21 protein-coding genes and 1 pseudogene are annotated in these 22,162 nt (G+C 38.9%); 10 read left to right on the top strand and 12 right to left on the bottom strand.

Annotated features, from left to right (window positions below; all coding sequences use genetic code 11):
* Positions 1-17: 17 nt before the first annotated feature.
* Together ACTF5Q_RS10975 and ACTF5Q_RS10980 are read right to left on the bottom strand one after the other, a co-directional pair.
* Positions 18-1,622 carry a phosphoenolpyruvate carboxykinase gene (locus ACTF5Q_RS10975; RefSeq protein WP_438954648.1) on the bottom strand — a complete coding sequence of 535 codons (1,605 nt, stop codon included), beginning with the start codon at positions 1,620-1,622 and terminating at the stop codon, positions 18-20.
* A 513-nt stretch (positions 1,623-2,135) separates the two neighbouring features.
* Positions 2,136-3,059: a pyridoxal-phosphate dependent enzyme gene (locus ACTF5Q_RS10980; protein WP_438954649.1), complete on the bottom strand. Its 924-nt coding sequence runs from the start codon at positions 3,057-3,059 to the stop codon at positions 2,136-2,138.
* Positions 3,060-3,169: 110 nt separating this feature from the next.
* Between ACTF5Q_RS10980 and ACTF5Q_RS10985 the strand changes: the two genes are divergently transcribed.
* Entirely contained in the window at positions 3,170-4,342 is a 1,173-nt protein-coding gene (locus ACTF5Q_RS10985; RefSeq protein WP_438954650.1) for a M20 aminoacylase family protein, read from the top strand.
* A gap of 15 nt (positions 4,343-4,357) precedes the next feature.
* On the opposite strand, the gene ACTF5Q_RS10990 is transcribed toward ACTF5Q_RS10985, so the two are convergent.
* The 4 genes from ACTF5Q_RS10990 to ACTF5Q_RS11005 form a co-directional block, all read right to left on the bottom strand.
* A complete protein-coding gene (locus tag ACTF5Q_RS10990) occupies positions 4,358-5,029 on the bottom strand; it encodes a hypothetical protein (RefSeq protein WP_438954651.1) in 672 nt (223 codons plus the stop codon).
* Between the two features lie 114 nt (positions 5,030-5,143).
* Positions 5,144-6,373: a CoA transferase gene (locus ACTF5Q_RS10995; protein ID WP_438954652.1), complete on the bottom strand. Its 1,230-nt coding sequence runs from the start codon at positions 6,371-6,373 to the stop codon at positions 5,144-5,146.
* Positions 6,366-7,214, bottom strand: a complete 849-nt coding sequence (locus tag ACTF5Q_RS11000) for an FAS1-like dehydratase domain-containing protein (RefSeq protein ID WP_438954653.1) — start codon at positions 7,212-7,214, stop codon at positions 6,366-6,368. Before ACTF5Q_RS11000 ends, ACTF5Q_RS10995 begins: the two co-directional genes overlap by 8 nt.
* 123 nt (positions 7,215-7,337) lie before the next feature.
* Positions 7,338-8,213: a DMT family transporter gene (locus ACTF5Q_RS11005; protein ID WP_438954654.1), complete on the bottom strand. Its 876-nt coding sequence runs from the start codon at positions 8,211-8,213 to the stop codon at positions 7,338-7,340.
* 207 nt (positions 8,214-8,420) lie between these two features.
* On the opposite strand from ACTF5Q_RS11005, the gene ACTF5Q_RS11010 reads away from it, so the two are divergent.
* From ACTF5Q_RS11010 to ACTF5Q_RS11035, 6 genes are read left to right on the top strand one after another with little or no spacing between them, the layout of a single operon-like run.
* On the top strand, positions 8,421-9,284 hold the full coding sequence (locus ACTF5Q_RS11010) for an FAD binding domain-containing protein (RefSeq protein WP_438954655.1): 864 nt from the start codon (positions 8,421-8,423) through the stop codon (positions 9,282-9,284).
* Position 9,285: 1 nt separating this feature from the next.
* Complete coding sequence (locus tag ACTF5Q_RS11015) at positions 9,286-9,765, top strand: (2Fe-2S)-binding protein (protein ID WP_438954656.1); 480 nt, start codon at positions 9,286-9,288, stop codon at positions 9,763-9,765.
* Positions 9,765-12,017, top strand: coding sequence for a xanthine dehydrogenase family protein molybdopterin-binding subunit (locus tag ACTF5Q_RS11020; RefSeq protein WP_438954657.1), 2,253 nt, complete (start codon positions 9,765-9,767; stop codon positions 12,015-12,017). Before ACTF5Q_RS11015 ends, ACTF5Q_RS11020 begins: the two co-directional genes overlap by 1 nt.
* Positions 12,004-12,255, top strand: coding sequence for a MoaD/ThiS family protein (locus ACTF5Q_RS11025; protein WP_438954658.1), 252 nt, complete (start codon positions 12,004-12,006; stop codon positions 12,253-12,255). Before ACTF5Q_RS11020 ends, ACTF5Q_RS11025 begins: the two co-directional genes overlap by 14 nt.
* A 58-nt stretch (positions 12,256-12,313) precedes the next feature.
* Complete coding sequence (gene dusA, locus ACTF5Q_RS11030; protein WP_438954659.1) at positions 12,314-13,297, top strand: tRNA dihydrouridine(20/20a) synthase DusA; 984 nt, start codon at positions 12,314-12,316, stop codon at positions 13,295-13,297.
* A 31-nt stretch (positions 13,298-13,328) separates the two neighbouring features.
* Positions 13,329-14,201, top strand: a complete 873-nt coding sequence (locus ACTF5Q_RS11035; protein WP_438954660.1) for an NAD(P)-dependent oxidoreductase — start codon at positions 13,329-13,331, stop codon at positions 14,199-14,201.
* 2 nt (positions 14,202-14,203) lie between these two features.
* Here ACTF5Q_RS11035 and ACTF5Q_RS11040 read toward each other — a convergent pair whose 3' ends face one another.
* From ACTF5Q_RS11040 to ACTF5Q_RS11060, 5 genes are read right to left on the bottom strand one after another with little or no spacing between them, the layout of a single operon-like run.
* Positions 14,204-14,983 (bottom strand): ferredoxin--NADP reductase, encoded by a 780-nt coding sequence (locus tag ACTF5Q_RS11040; RefSeq protein WP_164376946.1) that lies wholly within the window; start codon positions 14,981-14,983, stop codon positions 14,204-14,206.
* A 58-nt stretch (positions 14,984-15,041) separates the two neighbouring features.
* The gene (locus ACTF5Q_RS11045; RefSeq protein ID WP_438954661.1) at positions 15,042-15,746 is read right to left on the bottom strand and encodes a DUF502 domain-containing protein; all 705 of its coding nucleotides are present in this window, start codon (positions 15,744-15,746) and stop codon (positions 15,042-15,044) included.
* A gap of 43 nt (positions 15,747-15,789) precedes the next feature.
* Positions 15,790-16,710: a pseudouridine-5'-phosphate glycosidase gene (locus ACTF5Q_RS11050; protein ID WP_438954662.1), complete on the bottom strand. Its 921-nt coding sequence runs from the start codon at positions 16,708-16,710 to the stop codon at positions 15,790-15,792.
* Positions 16,707-17,597, bottom strand: coding sequence for a PfkB family carbohydrate kinase (locus ACTF5Q_RS11055; RefSeq protein WP_438954663.1), 891 nt, complete (start codon positions 17,595-17,597; stop codon positions 16,707-16,709). The genes ACTF5Q_RS11050 and ACTF5Q_RS11055 overlap by 4 nt, the downstream gene beginning before the upstream one ends.
* Positions 17,587-18,423, bottom strand: a complete 837-nt coding sequence (locus tag ACTF5Q_RS11060) for a DUF4198 domain-containing protein (protein ID WP_438954664.1) — start codon at positions 18,421-18,423, stop codon at positions 17,587-17,589. Before ACTF5Q_RS11060 ends, ACTF5Q_RS11055 begins: the two co-directional genes overlap by 11 nt.
* Before the next feature lie 52 nt (positions 18,424-18,475).
* On the opposite strand from ACTF5Q_RS11060, the gene ACTF5Q_RS11065 reads away from it, so the two are divergent.
* The 3 genes and pseudogenes from ACTF5Q_RS11065 to tsf all read left to right on the top strand — a co-directional run bounded on the left by ACTF5Q_RS11065 (position 18,476) and on the right by tsf (position 21,757).
* Positions 18,476-19,531 carry a HupE/UreJ family protein gene (locus ACTF5Q_RS11065; protein ID WP_438954665.1) on the top strand — a complete coding sequence of 352 codons (1,056 nt, stop codon included), beginning with the start codon at positions 18,476-18,478 and terminating at the stop codon, positions 19,529-19,531.
* A gap of 172 nt (positions 19,532-19,703) precedes the next feature.
* Positions 19,704-20,471: pseudogene (rpsB, locus tag ACTF5Q_RS11070) on the top strand (30S ribosomal protein S2); the annotation flags it as partial.
* Positions 20,472-20,881: 410 nt separating this feature from the next.
* Entirely contained in the window at positions 20,882-21,757 is an 876-nt protein-coding gene (tsf, locus tag ACTF5Q_RS11075) for a translation elongation factor Ts (protein ID WP_438954666.1), read from the top strand.
* A 189-nt stretch (positions 21,758-21,946) separates the two neighbouring features.
* Here the strand turns inward: tsf and nrtS are convergent, their stop codons facing one another.
* Entirely contained in the window at positions 21,947-22,138 is a 192-nt protein-coding gene (gene nrtS, locus ACTF5Q_RS11080; RefSeq protein WP_438954667.1) for a nitrate/nitrite transporter NrtS, read from the bottom strand.
* Between the last annotated feature and the right edge of the window lie 24 nt (positions 22,139-22,162).

Here is a 22,162-nt window from a genome sequence, read left to right on the forward strand (position 1 = left end):
AAAGGGATTAAGAATAATTAAACGGTTAATAGCTCTGGATTTGTCTTTTCACTAGATAATAGGTGCTTTTTGAAATTTTCTTCAAAAAGTTTAACGAGCTTTTCCGCTGCTTGATCATACTCAAGTGAATTTTCCCAATTCTCCCGTGGGTTCAACAAGGAGCGCTCTACACCGTTAATGAATACAGGAACCAAAAAATTAAAATTGTCATCTCTGCGGAACTCTGCGTCATCAAGTTTACCGGTCAATAATGCATCCAAAATTGCTCTTGTCGCTTTTATGGGCATTCGGGTGCCAATTCCATACGAGCCACCCGTCCATCCAGTGTTGATAAGCCAACAGCTAGTGCCAGTCGCAATTATCTTTTGTTTTAGAATTGACCCATAGATTCCTGGCTTCAACGGAAGAAAGGGAGCACCAAAACAAGATGAAAATGTTGGCTCTGGAACTTTCACCCCGCGTTCTGTGCCAACTGCTTTCGATGTAAAGCCGGATAAAAAGTGATATATTGTCTGCTCCGGTGAAAGACGGGCTACCGGAGGTAGCACACCAAAGGTATCGCAAGTAAGCATGATTAAGTGCTTAGGATGCATTCCTAAACCATCATCAGCGGATTTTGAGATATATCGCATAGGATAAGCTGCACGCATATTAACAGTAAGTTTACTGTCGAAAAAATCTAATTCTTTAGTTTGCTCATCGTAAACCATGTTCTCAATCACTGTTGAAAACTTGGTAGTGGTAGCAAGAATTTCCGGTTCGGTTTGCTCGGTCAATCCTAATGTTTTTGCGTAGCAACCGCCTTCGAAATTAAAAATTCCACTTTCAGACCATCCGTGCTCATCGTCACCTATGAGCACTCTTTTACCATCGGTTGATAATGTCGTTTTTCCTGTACCTGAAAGGCCAAAAAATATCGCTGAATCGGAGAATTGATCGGATACTCTATTGGCTGCACAATGCATTGGCAAAATGCCTTTTTTGGGCAAGAGATAATTTAATATAGTAAAGACTGCTTTTTTGTTTTCCCCAGCGTATTCCGTACCCCCAATTAGCACTAGTTTTTCCTCTAAGTTTATTGCAATTACGGTTTCGGTCCCACAACCGTGTTTTTTGGGAATTGCCTGGAAACTTGGAATATTTATAATTGTAAAATCACTCACAAAGTTTTCTAGCTTTGGCACCTCTGGCTTAATCAATAGGTGTCTTATAAATAAATTATGCCAAACTAGTTCCGAAATTACTCGAACGTTTATTCTATTTTTAGGATCTGCACCTGCATATAGATCTTGTATAAATAAGTCTTTATCGGCAATAAACTCCAACATATCTCTATACAGGTTAACAAAAAAGTCTGCTTCCATTTTAGAGTTATTTTCCCACCAAATCTCGCTTTCATTGGACTTTGAAAGAACTATATACTTATCCTTGGGTGATCTTCCTGTGAACTTGCCAGTTGTTACGAGTAGTGTTCCTCCTAAGCCTTCTGTACCCTCTGAGCGCTCCAGTGACGCGTCGAGAAGCTCACTCTCGTTCAAATTGTAAAATGCACGTTGGTATTCTTTTATGCCTTGATGATCTAGGCTAAAATTGGGGTTGTACAAACCAATCGCTTTACTCATTTTTTGCCCCATTCGCATCGCTATATTTGGTCTTTAACGCAAGAAATTTAATATGAAAACAGCTAGATTTAATTGTTAGCGCAAACTTTAAAATGTTTGCGCAACCATCTACAAATTAAACAAATTTAATACTAAGGGACGAACTAAAATAAACTTTTTTATGCAAATTGTTTCTTACTAAAGATAATTTTAATGTGCCGTTTATATAATTATGTTGGCGGATTCTGAACTTTTTTTTCAAGCAATTATTAAGCCTGTCCTATTGAGGTTTTCAAACGATCCTTACAGTCTCTCGTCTAAAGAGCTTGAATTATTGAAATGGTATTCAAAAACTTTTTTGCAACGTGTAGAATTAGAGCTATCAAGACTAGATGAAATTATTTATTGTGATATTGAGAGCAAAATCTCGAGTTTGATTGATTTATCAGATGAAAAATAGAAAAGTTAAATTACTGATTGCCTTGGGGCATAGGTCAACAATATTTTTATATTTGGGTTAGCGACTTAATAGCATTAATTCGTTAATGTCTTTATGCCATTTCTAATATCATCAATAGAGGTGGTTGAGCCGCCACAAACAATTACCAAAATTTTATTGAAGTCCCGTAGGTCGTGCATCTTATTGTAAACTGGCGATAAAGCTGCCCCACATGCCGGTTCAACTAAAATTTTATGGTCCGAAAGAAATCTTTCACACGCTATCAAAGTATCTAAGTCAGAGACCAAAGTACTCGTAATTTTATGACCTTTAGCGAGTTGGAATGCACCTTCGCTTACTTTTTTTGCACCTAAAGATGTCGCTAAACTGGAAATTTTTTTTAATTCTACGGTTTTTCCTTTTTTTAATGACTGGTTCAGCGATGCTGCTCCGGCAGTTTCTACTGTCATAATAGGAATATCTTCCCAGTTATTTTTCATTAAACCCTGAATAACGCCAGCTAACAGACCACCACCACCTACAGACAAAATTATCAAATCCGGTTTAAATTCTGTGGTATGGATTTCATCAATCATACTCGAATGCCCTAGCCACAATAGCTCATCGTCAAAAGGGTGAACAAATGCAGTTTCATCTGTCATAATAGACTGAGCTAATATGTTAGCCTCCAACCAAGAGCTACCATGTATAATGACTTCAGCATTATCTTCTTCAAGTAATCCAATAGATCTTGGAGTAGTTGTTTCGGGGACGACGACCTTAACCGGAATGCCAAGTTTTTTTCCTGCATAGGCCACCGCCATTCCGGCATTTCCTCCCGAAGAAGATAAAAATGCTTTAGCTCCTCTTCCAGCATGGTGCTCGCAAGCGTAACCAATACCTCTGATCTTGAAAGATCCTGATGGCTGGAGCGCATCTAACTTAAGCCTAATATCTTTGTTCACTAAATCGCTTAAAATATCAGATCTCACGAGCGGTGTTTCAATATGTAATGTCATTAAATTATGTCTTTACTGTACAAATTCAAAATTAGGTATAACTTGTATTAAATTAAATTAGTTATCTCTGTTTAACATAAACAATGAAATAATCTATTGCGGATCAATTAATGCCTATTAAGAACCGATTTGCCGATCTACAAAATGAGATGGTCAGCTGGAGACACGATTTTCATGAATATCCAGAGTTACAGTTTGATCTACCGCGGACTACAAAAAAAATTACTGAACTTTTGAAAGGTTTTGGAGTCGATTCAATTAAAAGTGAAGTGGGCAAAAGTGGTATTGTAGCAGAAATACATGGACAGAAAATTGACTCTGGTAAAGCCATTGGATTTCGGGCAGATATGGACGCTTTACCTGTCTCAGAAATGAATAATTTCTCTCATAAATCGAAAATTGAGAACAAGATGCATGCTTGTGGGCATGATGGTCATACAACTATTCTTTTGGGAGCTGCAAAATATCTTTGTGAGACTCGTAATTTCAACGGAAAAGTAGTTTTAGTATTTCAACCGGCAGAGGAGGGCGGCGGTGGAGCCAAAGCAATGGTTGATGATAATCTCATTTCGAATTGGGATATTAGCGAAATTTATGGCCTGCATAATCTACCTAACTTACCTGTGGGAGAATTTGCTATTAAGCCGGGCCCCCTAATGGCCGCTTCAGATTTTTTTGAAATTGTAGTAGAGGGTAAGGGCGGGCATGCGGCGCTTCCCCACTTTTCAAACGATACTACCTTGGCTAGTTCTGCAATTGTTTTAGCTTTGCAACAAATAGTCTCTCGGCGAATATCGGCGCTTCAATCGGTAGTTTTGTCGGTTACTGGTTTAAGTACTGACACGATGGCGCACAATGTTACTCCAGACACCGTAAGAATTACTGGAACTACAAGGTTTCTAAATGAAAACGAAAGGCAAAAAATGCCTGAACGAATTAAAAAAACGGTGGAATCTACTGCAGAAGCATACGGGTGCTCTGCAAATATACAGTATGGGTTTGGTGTCGGTGTAACTGATAACTATGTTAAAAATACTGAGTTTGCCATTGCTGCAGCTGAAGAAGTTGTAGGGACTAGTAATATTAGAACTGACATTGAGCCAATAATGGCTGGTGAGGATTTTTCTGAAATGCTATCTAAATGCCCTGGTGCTTTTATCTTTTTAGGTAATGGGCAGTCGGCGAGTTGGCATAACCCCTCATATGATTTTAATAATGAGGCATTGCCGTTTGGTTGCAGTTGGTTTGCTAACTTGGCTGAACAACGTCTTCCTTTAAATTAATTTAATTTCGTTTGCTCACATTATTGTAAGAGCTCCATCTATAAGAGAGACTCTTTTTATTAACCCATTGTTTTTTAATCTTGCAGCCGACTGAATATAAAAACGATCCTCAAGCTTATTGAATTTATCGTTGCTTAAAACCGTTATTTTATTTCTATCTGCATACTTAATTAATAATCCATCCGCCTTGTGACCTTTTTTTGAAACGGTAACATTGTGGCGATTTCTGTTTAATACTCTACAAATCGTCATTGGAACGGTTTCTCCTTCGAGTATTAAGTTTTGCTCCCGCAACAACCGAATAATACTGTGATCAAAAAATAAGTGAGTCTTGAACCCATCTTGCTCTAGTTCATTGATAAAATTTACAAAAATATTTAGATCCCAATTAGCAGTGCCAATTAAATTATTTGCGTCTAAAACCAGATCAAATTCATCTTTATTTTCGCGGGGTTTAGTAAGATTTAGACCTTTTTTTATTCTAAGGTACCCAGCAATTAGTAGACTCGCAGTAAATCCATAAATCACAAGAGTTACTATACTTTCTCTATCAAAGATATATAGATATAGCAAAGCCAATGCTAACGAAATCCAAAGAATAAGACCGCGAAAGTAGAGCCCTATAAAAAGAATGATTAGTGCTATCAGCATTGGTATATCGCTCGTCGAGCTAGGATCAATACCCATAAATGATCCTAGTTATTTTTTTTAATGCAACGGTGCCGTCATAAGATTTATATAATGATTTAGATGATAAACCGTTTACCAAAACAAACTCACCTATTTTAAATTTTGTACTCATTAATTTTTATTGTAATTCGGACTTGCAACAACGCCCTGATCAAACAAATTTGATATCTCAATATCGGATAGACGCAATATATCTCCCAATATTTCTTCAGTATGTTCACCAAGGGTAGGGGCTCCTTTTGCTTCAGTTTTATCTACTTTCGAAAAATTAGCTGGATGCCTCGGAACTAAAAACTCACCAGCGTCCAGCTGCTTTACTTTTTTAAAAAGGGGATTGTCCTCACTTAAATCTGGATCAAATTCCAGAGCTTCTTTCACCGAGCGAAAAACTGACCAGGTGAGGCCTGTATTATCAAAATCGCGAGCAAAGTCTTCCACCGCTCTGGTTTTAAACCATGGTTCTAATATTGCTGTAATTTCATGACGCCACTTCCACCTAATAGCTTCATCCTTTAGATTAATATTTTTTTCGTTTTCCAAATTCTTAAATTGCTCTGTGGTATCAGTCGCTTTTAAAATTCCTGACCATTGTCTGCTTGTTAGACCAATTATCATCACTCTATTACCATCTGCGCATAAAAAATCCTTACCATAAGCTCCATAAAGCGCATTACCAGCTTTAGACCTGTCATCAGTGTTTAAAGTTGAATCAGCGATCATTCCCAGGTGGCCAATAGCCGCTGCCGCGACGTCTTTCAAAGCTATCTCAACATCTTGACCAACCCCATGTCTTAACCGATAACGTTCAGCAGCTAGTAAAGATGAAACACACATATTACCTGCAATCATATCCCAGGCTGGGATTGCATTCGCCACTGGTTCAGTGCTTCCCTCATGACCCGTAATCTCTGGGATTCCTAATGCTGGATTAACTGTGTAATCAACTTGAGGTCTTCCTTGCCGGTCGCCTTTTAAAGTGACAATTATTATGTCACTTCTCAATTTAGATAAAGTTTCATAATCCAACCAGCCTTTAACCTTTAAATTAGTTAAAAATAGGCCAGCGTCTTTCCCAGGAGCGGTAATTAAGTTAGTGATTAATTCCTTTCCCTCCGGGTTTTTCATGTCGACTGCAATAGATTTCTTACCCTTATTCATTCCAGACCAAAACAAACTACTACCACTTGGCGAGTACGGCATGCGTCGAGCGTCGAGACCTCCTTCGAGCCTGTCAAGCCTTATAACCTCCGCTCCCATTTGCGAAAGTGTCATACCGGCCATCGGTACTGCGACAAAAGCAGAGCTTTCGATCACCCGCAAACCAGATAGTATATTATTCACTGTCTTCCTCCCATAAGGCTGTTGCCTCCATACACTGGTGGTCATTAGACGCTGTGTACAAACTAAGACCACTTTTATTTTCCTTCGCAACTAGCTCCATTGAATTATTCGCAAATGCTGGGTGTACCCCTCTAAATGAAAACTTACTTGGGGCAGAATTTTTTAAACTAGTTGCATATTGCATAAGAAATAGTGCCTGTAGAGGCCCATGCACGATTAAATGAGGATATTTTTCAACCTCTTGAGCATATTTTAAATCATAGTGAATTCTATGCGCATTATATGTTAATGCAGAAAATCTGAAGAGAAGTGGATTTGATATGGAAATTTTTTCTTTTGGGTAATCAGGTTGGGGAAGCTCTCTTTTTTTGGGGGGATTGAATGAATCAGAAGCTTCTAAATAAACAATATTTTGTGTTTCTGTTATTGCTAAATTATTTGAAGTTTTCAACTTGTGTTCATAAGTAATAAACACCATTTCGCCTGATTGAGATTTCTTTTCTTTAATATCAACGAGTGTTGTTTCTTTTATTATCTCTTCTCCAATTTTTAAATCAGAGTGAAAATTTAATGAGCCACTTGCCCACATTCGGCGCGTCAAATTTTTTGGTGGAATATATCCAACGTGCTTTGGGTGACCATCTTCTCCCAGTTGACTTAAGTGTGTGGGGGAGGGAAATGCAAACCAATGCCATAAAGCCGGTAGTGCACCATGTTCTTTCAGCTGCCCATCAGAGTCCTTTCCGATAGTTGAATTTATAAGCTCCGCAGTTATTAAATCAATTTTACCTGACGTAGTGTTTGTAGTTCCTATCCAAGCAGCGATGTCCGAATTCCCCAATTATTTGCTCCATTATTTTAAGCATACAAAAACCCAATTAAATTATACTACGAGTTTATCAAGCCAGAATTAAGATGAATTGGCCCAAATATAAAAATAACGTTGATTTAATCTATGTGATTACTACCTATCAAGCTCTGAACTTCTGGCTTCCGAAATAATATTCGTATAATTTGAAATAAAAATTAATGAAGCTCCAATTATTAAAGTTAGCTCTATCGGTTCGTTATACAGTAGAAAACCCAATAATGCGATTATAGGTAACCGGACGAATTCAAGTGGTGAAACGACGGCCGCAGGTATTAATGTTAAAGCAGTAGTTAAACAGTAATGAGCAAATAGTCCTGAAATACCAATTATGGCAACTAACGGAATTTCTGATAGTGAAAATACAGTAATTTTTCCGTCATAAACGCTACAAACAAAGCCAAAAACTGTTTGAATTACAGTCATAAACAAAAGAATATGAATTGTAGACTCCAATTTGGTTAAGTGCTTTGTAAACAGCACTGAACCAGCAAATCCAATTGCAGAGAGCCCTGCAGCAACGATTCCAAAACTTAAATCTTTTGACCAGGGTGCAGTAATTATAAGAACCCCGGAAAAACCAACTATTCCCGTAATTAAACGCAGTTTAGTAAGAGTTTCCCCAAGAAACATGGGAGATAGAATTATTACCCACAGAGGAAATGTAAATTCTAATGCAATAACTTGAGCTAAGGGAGCTACAGTAATAGCGAAAAACCACAAATTCTGTCCCGTAAAATGGGCTATATTTCTTCCCAAATGAAATGAAATGTTTGTGAATTTTATGCCACTTAAGCTTTTATAGTATAGTCCTATTACAACTATTATTAACAATCCAATAATACTTCGATACATCATAATTTCGAAGGTTGGTATGGTTTTACCTAATTCTCTGCCGGCGATAGCCATTGCAGAAAATGAAGCAATTGCACCTATCATATATAATGCCGCTTTTACTGCAGGACCAGGCAAGAATTAATACTCTATATTACGCTACTGATGATCAAATAATTTTAATTATTTATTGTCCATATATAAATTGATTTTATTTAGTTTTTGCTTAAAAATGATGACTTAGGTGCAGTAATCTTTTCAACTTTTTAAAAATAGAAGATTTTGTAAACTAATGTAAAATTCATACGAAAGATTTATTTTATAATAAATGGATAGGTAAAAATTATGCAGTATCACACGCCATCTAGCTTCAGTGAGGCGGTAAATATTTCGAATTCAGCTGATGGACTAGTTAAATACCTAGCAGGCGGTACAGATGTCCTTGTGCAGCTGAAAATTGGTACTAAGTCTCCAGACCATTTAATTGATATCAAAAAAATACCTGGTGTAAAAGAAATTGCATTGCGTGAAGACGGAGGATGGACAATCGGCGCAGCAGTTTCAGGCGTACAGCTTACTAATCATAGCAAGTTATCAAGGGAATGGCCTGGTTTAGTAGAAGGAATGGAGCTTGTAGGTTCTGCCCAGATCCAAAGCAGAGCTACGTTGGTAGGTAACTTGTGCAATGGTTCTCCTGCGGCCGATAGCGTTCCGGGTATGATAACTGCTGGAGCAACTGTCTCAGTCGTAAGTTCTTCTGGCACAGCGGAAATTCGAGTTGAGGATATACCGGTTGGCCCGGGCTTAACAAATCTTGGAACTGGAGAAATAATAACGGCTGTAAATCTTCCAAAGAGAAACAAGCATGAAGGAGATGCGTACCTAAGATTTATACCAAGAACTGAGATGGATATAGCTGTAGTAGGTTGCGCAGTTAATCTATCGTTAGAAAATGGAGTGATTAGGTCTGCAAAGGTTGTTTTGGGCGCAGTAGGTCCGAAAGTTGAAGTAGCTACTCCTGCTGCAGAGTGCCTGCTTGGTGAAAAATTAGACGAAGATATATTATCCATATTTTCCGATAAATGCAGTGAACTTGCAAAGCCAATATCGGATAAAAGGGGCTCGGAGGAGTTTCGGAAAGAGGTAATCGGCGTTATCGCAAAACGCGCTGCAAAAAAAGCTTACGATAGAGCGCTAGGAAATAAATGATATGAATAAAATTCACGTGAAGACGAATATAAATGGTGATCAGGTGGAATTTCTCGCTGATCCCCGAGAAACTTTATTGGACTGCTTGCGGGATCATGTTGGATTAACCGGTTCTAAAGAAGGATGTGGAACCGGTGATTGTGGTGCCTGTTCCTGTATTTTTGATGGTGATCTTGTCAGCTCTTGTTTGGTTCTTGGTGTGGAAGCTGAGGGTAAATCGATAGAGACTATAGAGGGTATGGCTGGACGAGAAGAACTTCACCCGCTTCAGAAAAAATTTATTGAGATGGCCGCACTACAATGTGGCTTTTGCACGCCGGGCATATTAGTTGCTGCAAAAGCGCTACTTGAGAAGAATAACAATCCAACGGAAACCGAAGTTAGATATTGGCTGGCCGGTAATTTATGCCGTTGTACTGGATACGATAAAATAATTAAGGCTGTTATGGAAACGGCGAAAGAAATTCGGGAGACAGCTTAATGGCTAAAGACGATATAACGAAAAGTTTTAAATTTATTGGAACCCGACCTAATCGTCCCGATGGGTTTGAAAAGGTCACCGGTAGAGCAAAATATGGCGCAGACATTTCAGCAGTCGGTATGCTTCACGGAGCAGTACTTCGATCTCCTTATGCCCATGCCCGAATAAAGAGCATTAATTTTGAAAAAGCTGCAAAACTTGATGGCGTAAAAGCTATTATTACCCGAGATGACTTTCCAAAAGACAGGGAGGGAGAACCTCTAAAACTTTTAGAAAATACAATCGCAGGAGAGATTGCTTATTATGATGGTCACGCAATAGCAGCAGTCGCTGCGACATCAGTATTTACAGCAAAGGAAGCCCTAAAAGAGATAGAGGTAGAATATGAAGTTTTACCCCATGTAATTGATGTGGATGATGCTATGAAGCCCAATGCTCCAATAGTTCGCGAAAATGCTGGGGATTTTTCCGTACCAGAAGGAAGCTCTCCGAATGTAGCAAGCTATATTGAGTTTGGCCGCGGTGATATAGCTATCGGGTTTGATAAGGCAGATATCGTCAAGTCCGGTCTTTTCAAAACAGAAGCAGCCCACCAGGGTTATATTGAGCCACATGCTTGTATGGCTCAGTTAGACCACAACGGGCAGGGGGAGATGTGGGTTTGTACTCAGGGTCACTGGTATATTCGCCAGATGTGCTCAGAAGTATTGGGCCTAGAGGCTAGTAAATTATGCGTAACTCCGTCTGAAATAGGTGGTGGATTTGGCGGGAAAACAACGATCTTTATTGAGCCATTAGCTTTAGCATTGAGCAAGAAATCTGGCGGACGTCCTGTAAAAATAGTTATGAGCCGTTCCGAGGTTTTGCGTGCTACAGGACCAACTGCGTCAGCATCAATGGATGTGAAAATAGGTATGACAAAAGATGGATATTTAACTGCAGGTTGTGTTGAGTTCAGAATGCAAGGCGGTGCTTTCGGCGGTTCGCCAGTCAGTGAGGCACTTCAATGTGCATTTGCATCTTATAACATGGAAGCTGTACATCATATTGGTTTTGATGTCCTAGCCAATCGGCCGAGGGCGGCTGCCTACCGTGCCCCAGGATCACCGATGGCGGCGTTTGCAGTTGAAAGTTTAATAGATGAAATGTGTACGGACTTAAACCTCGACCCAATTGATGTCAGATTAAAGAATGCTGTCGCTGAGGGTAGCAAGTCAAGTTATGGACCAAAGTTTAAAAAGATTGGTTTGATCGAAACACTAGAAGCTACTAAAGAGCACCCGAATTATTCTATCGAACTAGGGGTTAATCAAGGTAGGGGTGTCGCTGCTGGATATTGGATGAACCATGGAGGAGAAACCTCTGTTTCGGTTTCTTTAGCTGAGGATGGTAGCGTCAATGTCTCTGTTGGTACTCCAGATATAGGTGGGAGTAGGGCATCAATAGCTCTAATGACAGCAGAAACTTATGGAATTCCGTATGATAGTGTTCGTGTAAATATATTAGAGACGGGTGCTCTTGGGTTTAATGAGCCAACCCATGGAAGTAGGGCTACGCTTGCGTCTGGTAAGGCTGTTTACGAAGCAGCTAATCAAACAATTGCTGAAATGTGCAGGCGTGTAGCAAAAAAGTGGCAAATTGATCCTGAAGCTGTTTATTGGGAAAACGGATATGCAAAACCAGCAGGACCAAATGCGGGAGATTTTAGTCCTATTTCAATAAAACAAATCGCTTCCGAAATGGATAAAACCGGGGGACCAATAGCAGGGCATCACGAAGCATCAATTCGCGGGGTTGGTCACAGCTTTGGTGTTCATATTGCTGACGTTGAAGTTGATCCTGAAACCGGAAGAGTCACCGTACTAAGATATCTTGTGGCGCAGGATGCTGGACGGGCAGTACACCCGTCTTATGTAGAAGGTCAATTTCAAGGTGGCGCTGTTCAGGGAATAGGGTGGGCACTGAACGAAGAGTATGTATACGGGGAAGATGGGTGCCTACAGAATGCAGCCTTTCTTGATTACAGAATACCTGTTGCTAGTGATTTACCTAATATTGATACAATTATCGTTGAAGTCCCCAATCCGGATCACCCATTTGGCGTGCGTGGTGTTGGTGAGACCGGTATCGCTCCACCATTACCAGCACTTGCAAATGCTGTAGCAGCAGCAACTAAGATAAGGTTACGATCATTACCGATGTCTCCAACAAAAGTATTGAAAGCCTTAAAGACTGGTAATGATGGCTGTTAATGTTTACCTATGGGCAAGCCTCAAAAAATTTACAAATGATAAAGATATATTGACGATTGAAGCAACAACCATCGGTGAATTAATTAGTGTTTTGAGGAGAGACTTCCCTGGTTTAAAGCCATTCTTGGATAGTGGTATTTCCTTTGCTATAAATGGAGAGCTATCAAATCCCAATTCAAATGAATCTATACCAGATGAAGCGGAAATTTATATTATGCAAAAACTCAAAGGCGGTTAAACCACTTTTGTCAGTCTATCCCGTTTAATTTATTATTTAAGATTTTTATTACGATAAAATGAGTAACTTTTCCAAAATACGTAACTCTGCTAGGCTAAGCATTGCTCCTATGATGGATTGGACGGATCGACACTGTCGTTACTTTCATCGCACATTTTCTAAAAGTATCTTGCTATATACTGAAATGGTTACTTCTCCTGCTTTAGTACAGGGAAATGCAACTTATCTATTAGAATTTGACAAATCGGAAAATCCTTTAGCTTTGCAACTCGGTGGTTCCGATCCAACTGAACTAGCAAGAGCTGCAGTCATAGGAGCTTCACTCGGTTACGATGAAATTAATCTAAACGTTGGCTGTCCGTCAGATAGAGTGCAGTCGGGTATTTTTGGTGCGATATTAATGAAAACTCCAGAAATTGTTGCTAACTGTTGCAAGGAAATGATCGATGCTGTTGACATAGAAGTTACTGTCAAATGTAGGATTGGGGTTGACCAACAGGATCCTAATGAAACATTACCAAAATTTCTTGAGTGCATATCCAAAGTAGGTGTTACGCGTGTTATAATTCATGCAAGAAAAGCAATTCTATCGGGATTAAGCCCAAAACAAAATCGCAATGTTCCACCTTTAAATTATGAACTAGTTTATAAGATGAAGGAACAATTCCCAAATTTGCATATTTCTTTAAACGGCGGCATTCAATCATTAAACCAAGCGCAGTTACACCTCGAAAATGGGATTGATGGTATAATGATAGGTAGAGCGGCGTATCAAAAACCTGGTGAGGTTTTACTAGACGTAAATAGGCTTATTTATAACCTACCTAACCGACAAGTTAGTGAAAAAGAAATAGTTAAACAGATGATCCCCTATATAGAAAATCAATATAAAAATGGAAATAAAGTTAGTAAAATAACAAGGCACATGCTTGGTTTGTTTTCAGGTCGACCAGGTGCAAAAGTTTGGCGCAAGGTATTATCAGAAAATGCACACAGTTCTGGTCCAGAAATAGTATTACAGGCATTGAGTGAAGTTGAATAAATTTTAAAAATAGTTTTAAGGATATGAGAGGATGAATTTTATCACATTTTTAGGAATTGGTAAAATGGGTCTCCCGATGGCCAATAATCTAGCTAACGCCGGTTACAAGGTCACTTGTTGGAACAGAACGCCGGCAAAACTTGAGCATCTGCCTCCTTTACTAGAGGGAAATAGCGATCTAAATACGGCGATTTCTGGCGCAGGTATTGTTATTTCGATGCTGAGCGATGGGTCGGCTACCAAAGAAGTCATTAGTAGGTTAAGCGATACGTCATTGTCTTCGGTTAAAACATGGATCGAAATGGCTTCAGTGTTGCCGCAAGAAGCAATTGATCAGGCCTCTTACTTAAAAAAAAATAGTATCGAATACCTCGACTCTCCTGTTTCAGGTGGAACGGTTGCTGCGAAGAACGGAAATTTAGCAATTATGGTGGGAGGCGAGGAAAACATATTTCATAAGACCAAGGAGATTTTTTATCCGTTGGGTAGACCAGTTCTAGTTGGTCCAATCGGAACAGGCCAGTTAGCAAAATTAGCTAATCAAGCTATTGTGGGCATCACCATCGGTGCGGTTGCAGAGGCAGTGCTTTTGTTAGAAAGAGGGGGAGCAGACGTCGACGCAGTTAGAGATGCGCTCTCTGGAGGGTTTGCTGACAGCACGATCCTACAACAACATGGCGCGAGAATGTCAAAACGTAATTTTGAGCCTGGCGGCAGTGTAAAGACGCAATTAAAGGATCTTAATAATATTCAAAAAGTAGCAAAAATGTTAGATCTAGATTTACCCATGCTAAATGATGTCACAAAGCGCTATTTGACACTAGCTGATAATTCGCAAAATTTAGAGAAAGATCACTCTGCACTTTTTATAGAATTATTGAAGCGAAATAAAATTAAAGATTGAATCTAGCCAACAAAAGCCTTTTCAACGACATATTGCGCTGGTTCAGAATTAGCGCCCTCTTTAAATCCAAGGTCGTCTAAGATACTTTTTATTTCTAAATTTAATCCAATTGAACCGCAAACCATTGCTCTGTCACTCAGTGGAGAAAAATCATTTATATTCAGATCGTTGAACAATTTATTATTTTTTAATTTTTCGGTGATACGTCCCATACAAGAAGAGTTTTCCCGCGTAGTAGTGGGATAGTAATTTAATTTCTTTATGTTATTTTTTCCTAATAATTCTATCATCAGTTCATCTTTGCTAAGACCTTCTACCAACAGACGGCCATACTCTAACTCTGCTAATTCTCTACATGTATGCGTTAAAATAACTTGATCATAATCTTCAAAGGTCTGAGGATCACGAATTAAAGAAGCGAAGGGAGCAATGCCTGTACCTGTCGCAAATAACCACAGTCTGCGACCAGGTAACAGTGCGTCATGCACTAAAGTACCAACCGGTTTGGGTCTCAAAATAATTTGGTCATTAACTTTTAAATGCTGAAGGCGTGAGGTCAGAGGGCCATCCTGAACTTTTATTGAATAAAACTCCAATTCATCATCCCATGACGGTGATGCTATAGAATACGCTCTAAGCAGAGGCTTACCATCATCTTTAAGAAGCCCGATCATTACAAATTCTCCAGATCGAAATCTTAAAGATTTTGGCCTAGTAACTCGAAAAGAAAACAACCTATCTGTCCAGTGCTTCACTGAGGTTACTGTCTGAGCATCCGGCATAACAGGAATTTGAGATTTAGACTGAGTATTCAAAATATTTCACGCCTTACTAACTAAATTATTTAGAATTCTTATAAGGTGGGTATACCAAACCTGCAGATATTACTAGTTTTGCCGCATCTTCTATGGACATATCTAGTTCAATAACATCGCTCCTAGGGAAAAATAACATAAATCCAGAAGTGGGGTTTGGTGTCGTTGGCACAAAAACTGATAATAAATCGTCACTTTTAGTTTTGACTTTATGTTTAACTTCACCTTTTGCATTAGTGGAAATAAATCCAATAGCCCAAATGCCTTTTCTTGGATACTCAATCAAACAAGCCTTTTCAAAAGAGCGGTCCGATTGTGCAAAAACAGTTTCGGCAATCTGCTTAACACCAGAATATATTGATCTTACCACAGGCATCCTGCGAACAAGGTTTTCACCAATGCGAATTAAAGATCTGCCAAGAAATCCCTTAGCAATCCAGCCAACAAAGGTAGTGAAGAGTAGGAAAACAACTACACCTAAACCTCTTATATTGATGGCTACATCTTGACCAAATATCGTATTTAAAATGTTATCTGGATGGTATGGGCTTGGAATAAATGGCAATACGAAGCCATCTATCCACCCAATAACGCTCCAAATAAGCCAAATTGTTAATGCAACCGGTGCAATGACTACTAGACCAGTAAGAAAAGAATTCCGAAGCCCAGCCAGAAGACCTGATTGAGGTTTAATTAAATTTCCTGGATCTTCAAATTGCTTATCTGACATGCAAGAACACTAATAAAATGAATAAGTTACGTAAAGGGAAATTTCAAATCTTTTTGGCCTCTTCAATTAAACACGAAGCAATTTTACAGGCAAGATCTGCATTATTTTTAACTAACTCTATGTTAGCTTTTAGTGACTCTCCTTTGGTTAAGTTATAAATCTTATCAAGTAGGAATGGTGTCAAATTTTTATCAGAAACCATTTCTTTTTTTGCTTCTAAATTAGCTTTTTTGATAATAGGCAATATTTCCTGAAATGAAATTTCGGCATTACGCGGTATTGGGTTTGCTACAAGCTGCCCACCAGGGATTTCTAATGCTTCTCTAATTAAATGTGATCTTGCAATTTCTTGAGCACTATTCATTCTGATTGGTGATTTTAATCCACTAGAGCGCGACCAAAAAGCAGGCAACTCGTCTTGATCGTAAGTAATCACTGGGACCCCGAGAGTTTCAAGCACCTCTAATGTCTTCGGCAAATCCAGAATTGCTTTAGGGCCTGCTGATATAACAGTAACTGGAGTTTGAGCCAGTTCTTGCAAATCCGCGGAAATATCAAAAGTCTTTTCTGCATCAAGATGAACACCACCTACACCGCCTGTAGCAAATACTTTTAAATTTGCATTTGCTGCCAAAATCATTGTTGCAGATACGGTTGTTGCTCCAGTTTTGCCACATGTAAGGGCAGCAGCTAAATCACTGCGAGATATTTTAAGCACATCTTTCGTTTCAGACAGGCTTTTTACCTCGTTTTTAGTTAGACCAATTTTTATCACACCGTTAAGGATTGCTATAGTAGCTGGAACAGCGTTATTTGCTCTAATAATTTTTTCTACATCATGCACCATATTAAGATTATCAGGGTAGGGCATGCCATGGGTGATTATCGTACTTTCAAGCGCCACGACTGGAACGTTGTTACGCAACGCATTTTCAACCTCAGGATTTATTTGTCTTTTTATCATTTTAACTCAGAAATATATTTTGCTGACTTCTCAACTGCAAATTCCAAACATTGCTCCGGATTATAGTTAAGCATCTCAGCCTTTATATGAGCAGCCAAAAACGCGTCACCGGCACCAGTTAACCTTTTAACCTTTATTCTTGGAGGTTTCACGGACACCACTCCACTAGAGCTGCTAGCCATAGATACTTTATCTTGGCCGTTTGTTATAATTACTTTTCCTACTCCTTGGCTGATTAATTCATTTGCGGCGATAGCTGTATCGGAAAACTGAATTCCACATAAATTTTGAGCCTCAACTAAATTTAAGTAAAGAGTAAATTTTTCTTTACTTAAAAAAGGCGCCAGACGACTGGCCTTGCCAGGTGACGCTGGAACAACCTTAACATCAAATTTTTCATAATAATGGTCTGAGGAAAGATGTTTTAGTAAAGCTGGCTTTAAATTACCATCAACTATCAGCGGTACTTGACTTGATTTTATATGACCTTTGAAGTGTTCGTTTTTCAACGGCTTTAAAATTTCATATCCAACTGCTTCCAAAGAGTGGGCATCAGCTATTGCTGCAACTACACCACCATGATCCTCTATTGCTACATAATTGTCTGTTCTAAAATTGTCAGACCGATAAATGTAATCAGCATTTATTCCTTCATTTTGACAATAGGAAAAAAGCTCGTCACCCTCACTGTCATTTCCCAGAAATCCGAGTAGGCAAGGATTTAGTTCAAGATTGACAAGATTTTGTGCAATATTGAAAGCAACACCACCCGGTATTCGTTTAATGTAACCTCCAACATCATCACCTCTACTTATCGGCTTATCAGTACGTCCAATTACATCCCAAAGAACGCTCCCTACACATATGGCATCTATTTCATAATCCATTGGCTTTTATAACGCCAAATGTAAGAGCCGCCCACAAACTTTCCCAAATAACGCCCTTATCTTTAGATAATTTCTCACTAGCCGGTCTCAGTATTACATTATCAATTAAATATGTTCTGTCATTTTTCACTTTTACCGTTGCCATTCCTTTTTCATTGGTTTGAACGGCAAAAGTATTGACATCTAAATCAATGGTCGAACGCTCAAAGACGTTCAGGGTCGCAAATGCATGAGGCTGTCCATTATAGAGTAGAAGTATTTCTATACCATCAGACATGTCATCTGTATAAGGATTCTCTTTAGCAATTAATTCAAGTTCAAGATTATTCGCTTGATCTGAACCTATTGAGCTACCTACGCCCACAAGCGCTTTACTATATCGCGTATAAATTTCAGAAAAATTTTCCATAGGAAAACTCTGACTTAAATGAAGATCAATTGCATCTTTCGCATCTTTTTCTAATGCAAAACTGTGAAACTTTTTAAACTCTTTATACTTGATCACACTTGGTTTGGAGACATAAATTGCTGAAATTAAACCATTTTTATCAGGTTCTATTTGAAGAGCAGGAATGTCACCTTGACGAGAGGCATTATCGAACCGTTCTCCATTCTGTCTCCAATAAAGCTTTTCGACCGATCGATCGAAATAGCCTAGAGAAAATCCGTCAAAATTTTCTCCATTTCGTAAATCAAAATCTAATTTAGCGCCTTTTTCTACTTTAAAATCTGATGTATCAATCCAGAGCTCGTGACCCATTAATGTAAATGGAAAAAAAAGAAATATGATTTTTAAAAATAATTGCCGGTACATATTCAACTTCATATTTAATGTCCTGCTATTAATAAAGATATTATTTTTAAGTCTCGCTACTAGTGTGCATTCACATGAGGTCACGCCAGCAATAGGAGATATATTTCATAAACAAGACGGCATTCAATTAGAAATTAGGCTTAACTTAGAGGCGTTACTTTCTGGCATCGATTTGTCGGATATTTCCAATACAGATGAGGCAACGCAATCTGCCGAATACGATTTCTATAGAGGTATGTCTGCAGTCGATCTAAAATCAAATTTTTCAGAACTATGGCCAAATTTTAAAAATGAAATTCAAGTAAAACAAGGTAAGGAATTAGTGGATCTAAAACTACAAAATATTTTGGTCGAAGATCAGAAAAATTTTGAGTATCCAAGATTCACAACAGTAATTTGCTCCGTAAAGTTAGATCCTCTTAGACCATTTAGCTTTCAATGGTCAAAATCGTTTGGAGAAATAGTGCTAAGAGAGCAGGGTGGTAATAATAGCTTTACACAATATCTTCAACCAGGGGAAAAAAGCGCTGAGATAAGTATTGGTGAAAAAGATTCCTCCAATTTTTCAGAAGTATTTCTCGAATATATACCTGTGGGATTCACTCACATAATTCCAAAAGGCTTAGACCATATACTTTTTATAGTAGGCATATTTTTCTTATCTATTAAATTGAGTTCTTTGTTTTTACAAATTACAATTTTTACGTTGGCTCACAGCGTTACGTTAGCAATGGCGTCTCTAGGTCTAGTTAATATCAGTCCTTCGCTCGTTGAGCCATTAATTGCTGCCTCAATTGTTTATGTTGCGATCGAAAATTTCTATTCAAAAGCCATAAATTTAAGGAGATCATTAGTAGTTTTCATATTCGGCTTGCTTCATGGACTAGGCTTTGCATCCGTTTTGTCAGAATTTGGTTTACATATCCACCAATTCATTCCAGCCTTAATAGGTTTCAACTTAGGAGTGGAACTGGGTCAGCTTAGTGTTGTTTTTATTCTATTCATTGCAATTGGTTATTGGTTTAACAAAAAAAATTGGTACCGAAAATTTATAACCCTACCAATATCAGGTATCGTAGGCTTGATCGGATCCTATTGGTTTTTTGAACGCATTATTTAATCAGAAAAAATTAGCAAATGGGGTTGTTACCGTAAAGAATATAGTCTAGATGACCACCAATTAAAATTCGTAGGCAGTTTTCGGTTAGATAGAAGAGAAATTTTTATTTAACCAGCCGGTTGGAGCCTTGCTCTGATTTGCTGCTGAGATACAAACCGGGAAAGGAAATTAAATGGCTCTACCAGAGTTTACATTGCGCCAATTGCTTGAAGCTGGCGTACACTTCGGCCACCAAACGCAAAGATGGAATCCAAGAATGGAGGAGTTCATTTATGGTGAACGAAACGGCATTCACATTATGGATTTAACTCAAACTGTTCCGATGCTTGATGCCGCATTGAATGTTGCAAGAGAAACCGTCGCTAAAGGTGGAAGAATTCTTTTCGTCGGAACAAAGCGACAAGCCTCCACAGCTATTGCGGAAGCAGCAGAAAACTGTGCCCAGTACTATATGAACCATAGGTGGTTAGGTGGTACTCTTACAAATTGGCAAACCGTTTCTCAGTCTATTAATAGATTGAAAGCATTAGATGAGAAGATGGCCACAGGGTCTGAGGGTTTAACAAAAAAAGAGCGGTTGGGTATGGAGCGTGAGCAGTCCAAACTGCAGGCTTCTCTTGGTGGAATTACCCAAATGGGCGGAGTTCCAGATCTTTTGTTTGTTATAGACGTTAAAAAAGAGGCGCTTGCCGTCGCTGAAGCTAATAAGCTTGGTATTCCAGTTATAGCAGTAGTAGACACCAACTGCTCTCCATCTGGAGTAGATTATATAATACCCGGCAATGATGACGCAGCCAGAGCTATATCATTATATTGTGACTTAATAGCTCGTTCCGCCTTAGACGGAATGACCGAGCAAATGGGTGCAGCTGGCGTTGATCTCGGGGAAATGGAAAATGTACCTTTAGAACCTGAGCTTGGGAATGATACGGTCAAAGAAGAAATTACTGAAGCGGTTGCAGCAGATACTGTAGCGACTGAAGAAGAAAAACCTGAGAGTGAGCCCATCCTAGATGAACCTTTGGTCGCTGAAGCGATTGCAGCAGATACTGCAGCGACTGAAGAAGAGAAGCCTAAAAAAGAAAAGGCAGTAACTATAAAGAAGGCCTCAACAAAGAAGGAAGTATCCACAAGTTCTGAAGAAGATACTAAACCTAAGTCGAAATCAGCAGCTAAAACAAAAAAAGAAAAGTCAGTTTCCGATGAAGCCTCAGTAGAGGTGGAAAATGAGGATAAAGACGCTAAAAAAGCCAAAAAGAAACCAAAGGCGGAAGCTGCTAAAAAATAACAACCATAAACGTCTGACTAGTGGTTAATAATTAAAGAAATTAAGATAGGATAGGAAGTATCATGGCAATAACGGCTTCTATGGTAAAGGAACTGCGGGAAACAACTGGCGCAGGCATGATGGACGCTAAAAAAGCTCTGACTGAAACAGATGGAGATTTTGAGGCTGCAATTGATTGGCTTAGAACCAAAGGATTGGCTAAAGCGGCAAAAAAATCTAGTAGAGTAGCAGCAGAGGGACTTGTAGCGGTGGCTACAAGCGACGGAAAAGGTGTTGCAGTTGAAGTAAATTCAGAAACAGACTTTGTTGCCAAAAATTCTGATTTTCAAGAAATGGTAAAAGCAATAGCTACTGCGGCGTTGAACGTATCCAATACAGACGAATTGGCGAGTACTTCAATAGCTGGAAAGACAGTAGCCGACACGCTCACTGATAACATTGCCAAAATCGGTGAAAATATGACCCTCAGACGTATGCAGAGTATCGAAGCTGAACGAGTTGTTACGTATGTTCATAACTCTGCGACCCAGGATATGGGACAAATTGGAGTCTTGGTTGCAATAAATGGAGAAAATACAGAGTTTGCTCGCCAGGTAGCTATGCACGTCGCAGCAGCTAATCCACAGGCATTGAGCGCTGCAGAACTTGATCAGTCAATTGTTGAGCGTGAGAAAAATATTCTTACGGAGCAGGCTAGGGAATCCGGAAAGCCCGAGCAAGTAATTGAAAAGATGATACAAGGTCGAATGAAGAAGTTTTTGGCGGAAGTTACACTGCTTGGTCAAGATTTTGTAATTAATCCAGATCTTACAGTTGAAGCTGCCGCACAGGAAGCTGGAGTTGAAATCGTTTCTTATGTACGAATGGCCGTCGGCGAAGGCATCGAGAAGGTCGAGGAAGACTTTGCTGCAGAAGTTGCAAAGGCCGCTCAGGGTTAGAGCAACTGCAAGACAGTTAAGTGGATAGATAGCTACTTGGTAGTTTATTAACCGACTTTGTTGGTTAATATTAGTTGTTAAGTATATATTATTAATATTAAAATAGGATTAACCATAATTATATTTGTTAACATAATATATATTATGCGAAAAATATATATATGTCTTTTTTAAGCTTTTACTATATCCCTATTTACCTCCTACACTAATTGACCCCCAGATGGTGACGAGGAATGGTACTAGATAAGTCAAACCGACCTTCCATAACGCAGGATATTCTTGGGTTTTCATCGTATCACCGTGATTTATAAGTAATAAAACCGATCCAACAACTACAGATGTGAAAAACGCTCTTCTAATAATTCCTTTTTTTAATATCATTATAGCAAGTTATTTCACGCGTTT

The organism is Candidatus Salinivivens marinus, from assembly GCF_965655845.1.
Taxonomy (GTDB): Bacteria; Pseudomonadota; Alphaproteobacteria; order Rhodobacterales; family Rhodobacteraceae; genus Salinivivens; species Salinivivens marinus.

Excerpts from the sequence above, each read along its gene's own strand:
- ACTF5Q_RS10990 (WP_438954651.1), bottom strand. The coding sequence starts at position 5,029 with ATGGGTATTGATCCTAGCTCGACGAGCGATATACCAATGCTGATAGCA.
- ACTF5Q_RS11010 (WP_438954655.1), top strand. The coding sequence starts at position 8,421 with ATGCAGTATCACACGCCATCTAGCTTCAGTGAGGCGGTAAATATTTCG.
- ACTF5Q_RS10985 (WP_438954650.1), top strand. The coding sequence starts at position 3,170 with ATGCCTATTAAGAACCGATTTGCCGATCTACAAAATGAGATGGTCAGC.
- nrtS (WP_438954667.1), bottom strand. The coding sequence starts at position 22,138 with ATGATATTAAAAAAAGGAATTATTAGAAGAGCGTTTTTCACATCTGTA.
- ACTF5Q_RS10980 (WP_438954649.1), bottom strand. The coding sequence starts at position 3,059 with ATGACATTACATATTGAAACACCGCTCGTGAGATCTGATATTTTAAGC.
- ACTF5Q_RS11025 (WP_438954658.1), top strand. The coding sequence starts at position 12,004 with ATGATGGCTGTTAATGTTTACCTATGGGCAAGCCTCAAAAAATTTACA.
- ACTF5Q_RS11050 (WP_438954662.1), bottom strand. The coding sequence starts at position 16,710 with ATGATAAAAAGACAAATAAATCCTGAGGTTGAAAATGCGTTGCGTAAC.
- ACTF5Q_RS11055 (WP_438954663.1), bottom strand. The coding sequence starts at position 17,597 with ATGGATTATGAAATAGATGCCATATGTGTAGGGAGCGTTCTTTGGGAT.
- tsf (WP_438954666.1), top strand. The coding sequence starts at position 20,882 with ATGGCAATAACGGCTTCTATGGTAAAGGAACTGCGGGAAACAACTGGC.
- ACTF5Q_RS11045 (WP_438954661.1), bottom strand. The coding sequence starts at position 15,746 with ATGTCAGATAAGCAATTTGAAGATCCAGGAAATTTAATTAAACCTCAA.
- dusA (WP_438954659.1), top strand. The coding sequence starts at position 12,314 with ATGAGTAACTTTTCCAAAATACGTAACTCTGCTAGGCTAAGCATTGCT.
- ACTF5Q_RS11035 (WP_438954660.1), top strand. The coding sequence starts at position 13,329 with ATGAATTTTATCACATTTTTAGGAATTGGTAAAATGGGTCTCCCGATG.
- ACTF5Q_RS11060 (WP_438954664.1), bottom strand. The coding sequence starts at position 18,423 with ATGAAGTTGAATATGTACCGGCAATTATTTTTAAAAATCATATTTCTT.
- ACTF5Q_RS11020 (WP_438954657.1), top strand. The coding sequence starts at position 9,765 with ATGGCTAAAGACGATATAACGAAAAGTTTTAAATTTATTGGAACCCGA.
- ACTF5Q_RS10975 (WP_438954648.1), bottom strand. The coding sequence starts at position 1,622 with ATGAGTAAAGCGATTGGTTTGTACAACCCCAATTTTAGCCTAGATCAT.
- ACTF5Q_RS11015 (WP_438954656.1), top strand. The coding sequence starts at position 9,286 with ATGAATAAAATTCACGTGAAGACGAATATAAATGGTGATCAGGTGGAA.
- ACTF5Q_RS11040 (WP_164376946.1), bottom strand. The coding sequence starts at position 14,983 with ATGCCGGATGCTCAGACAGTAACCTCAGTGAAGCACTGGACAGATAGG.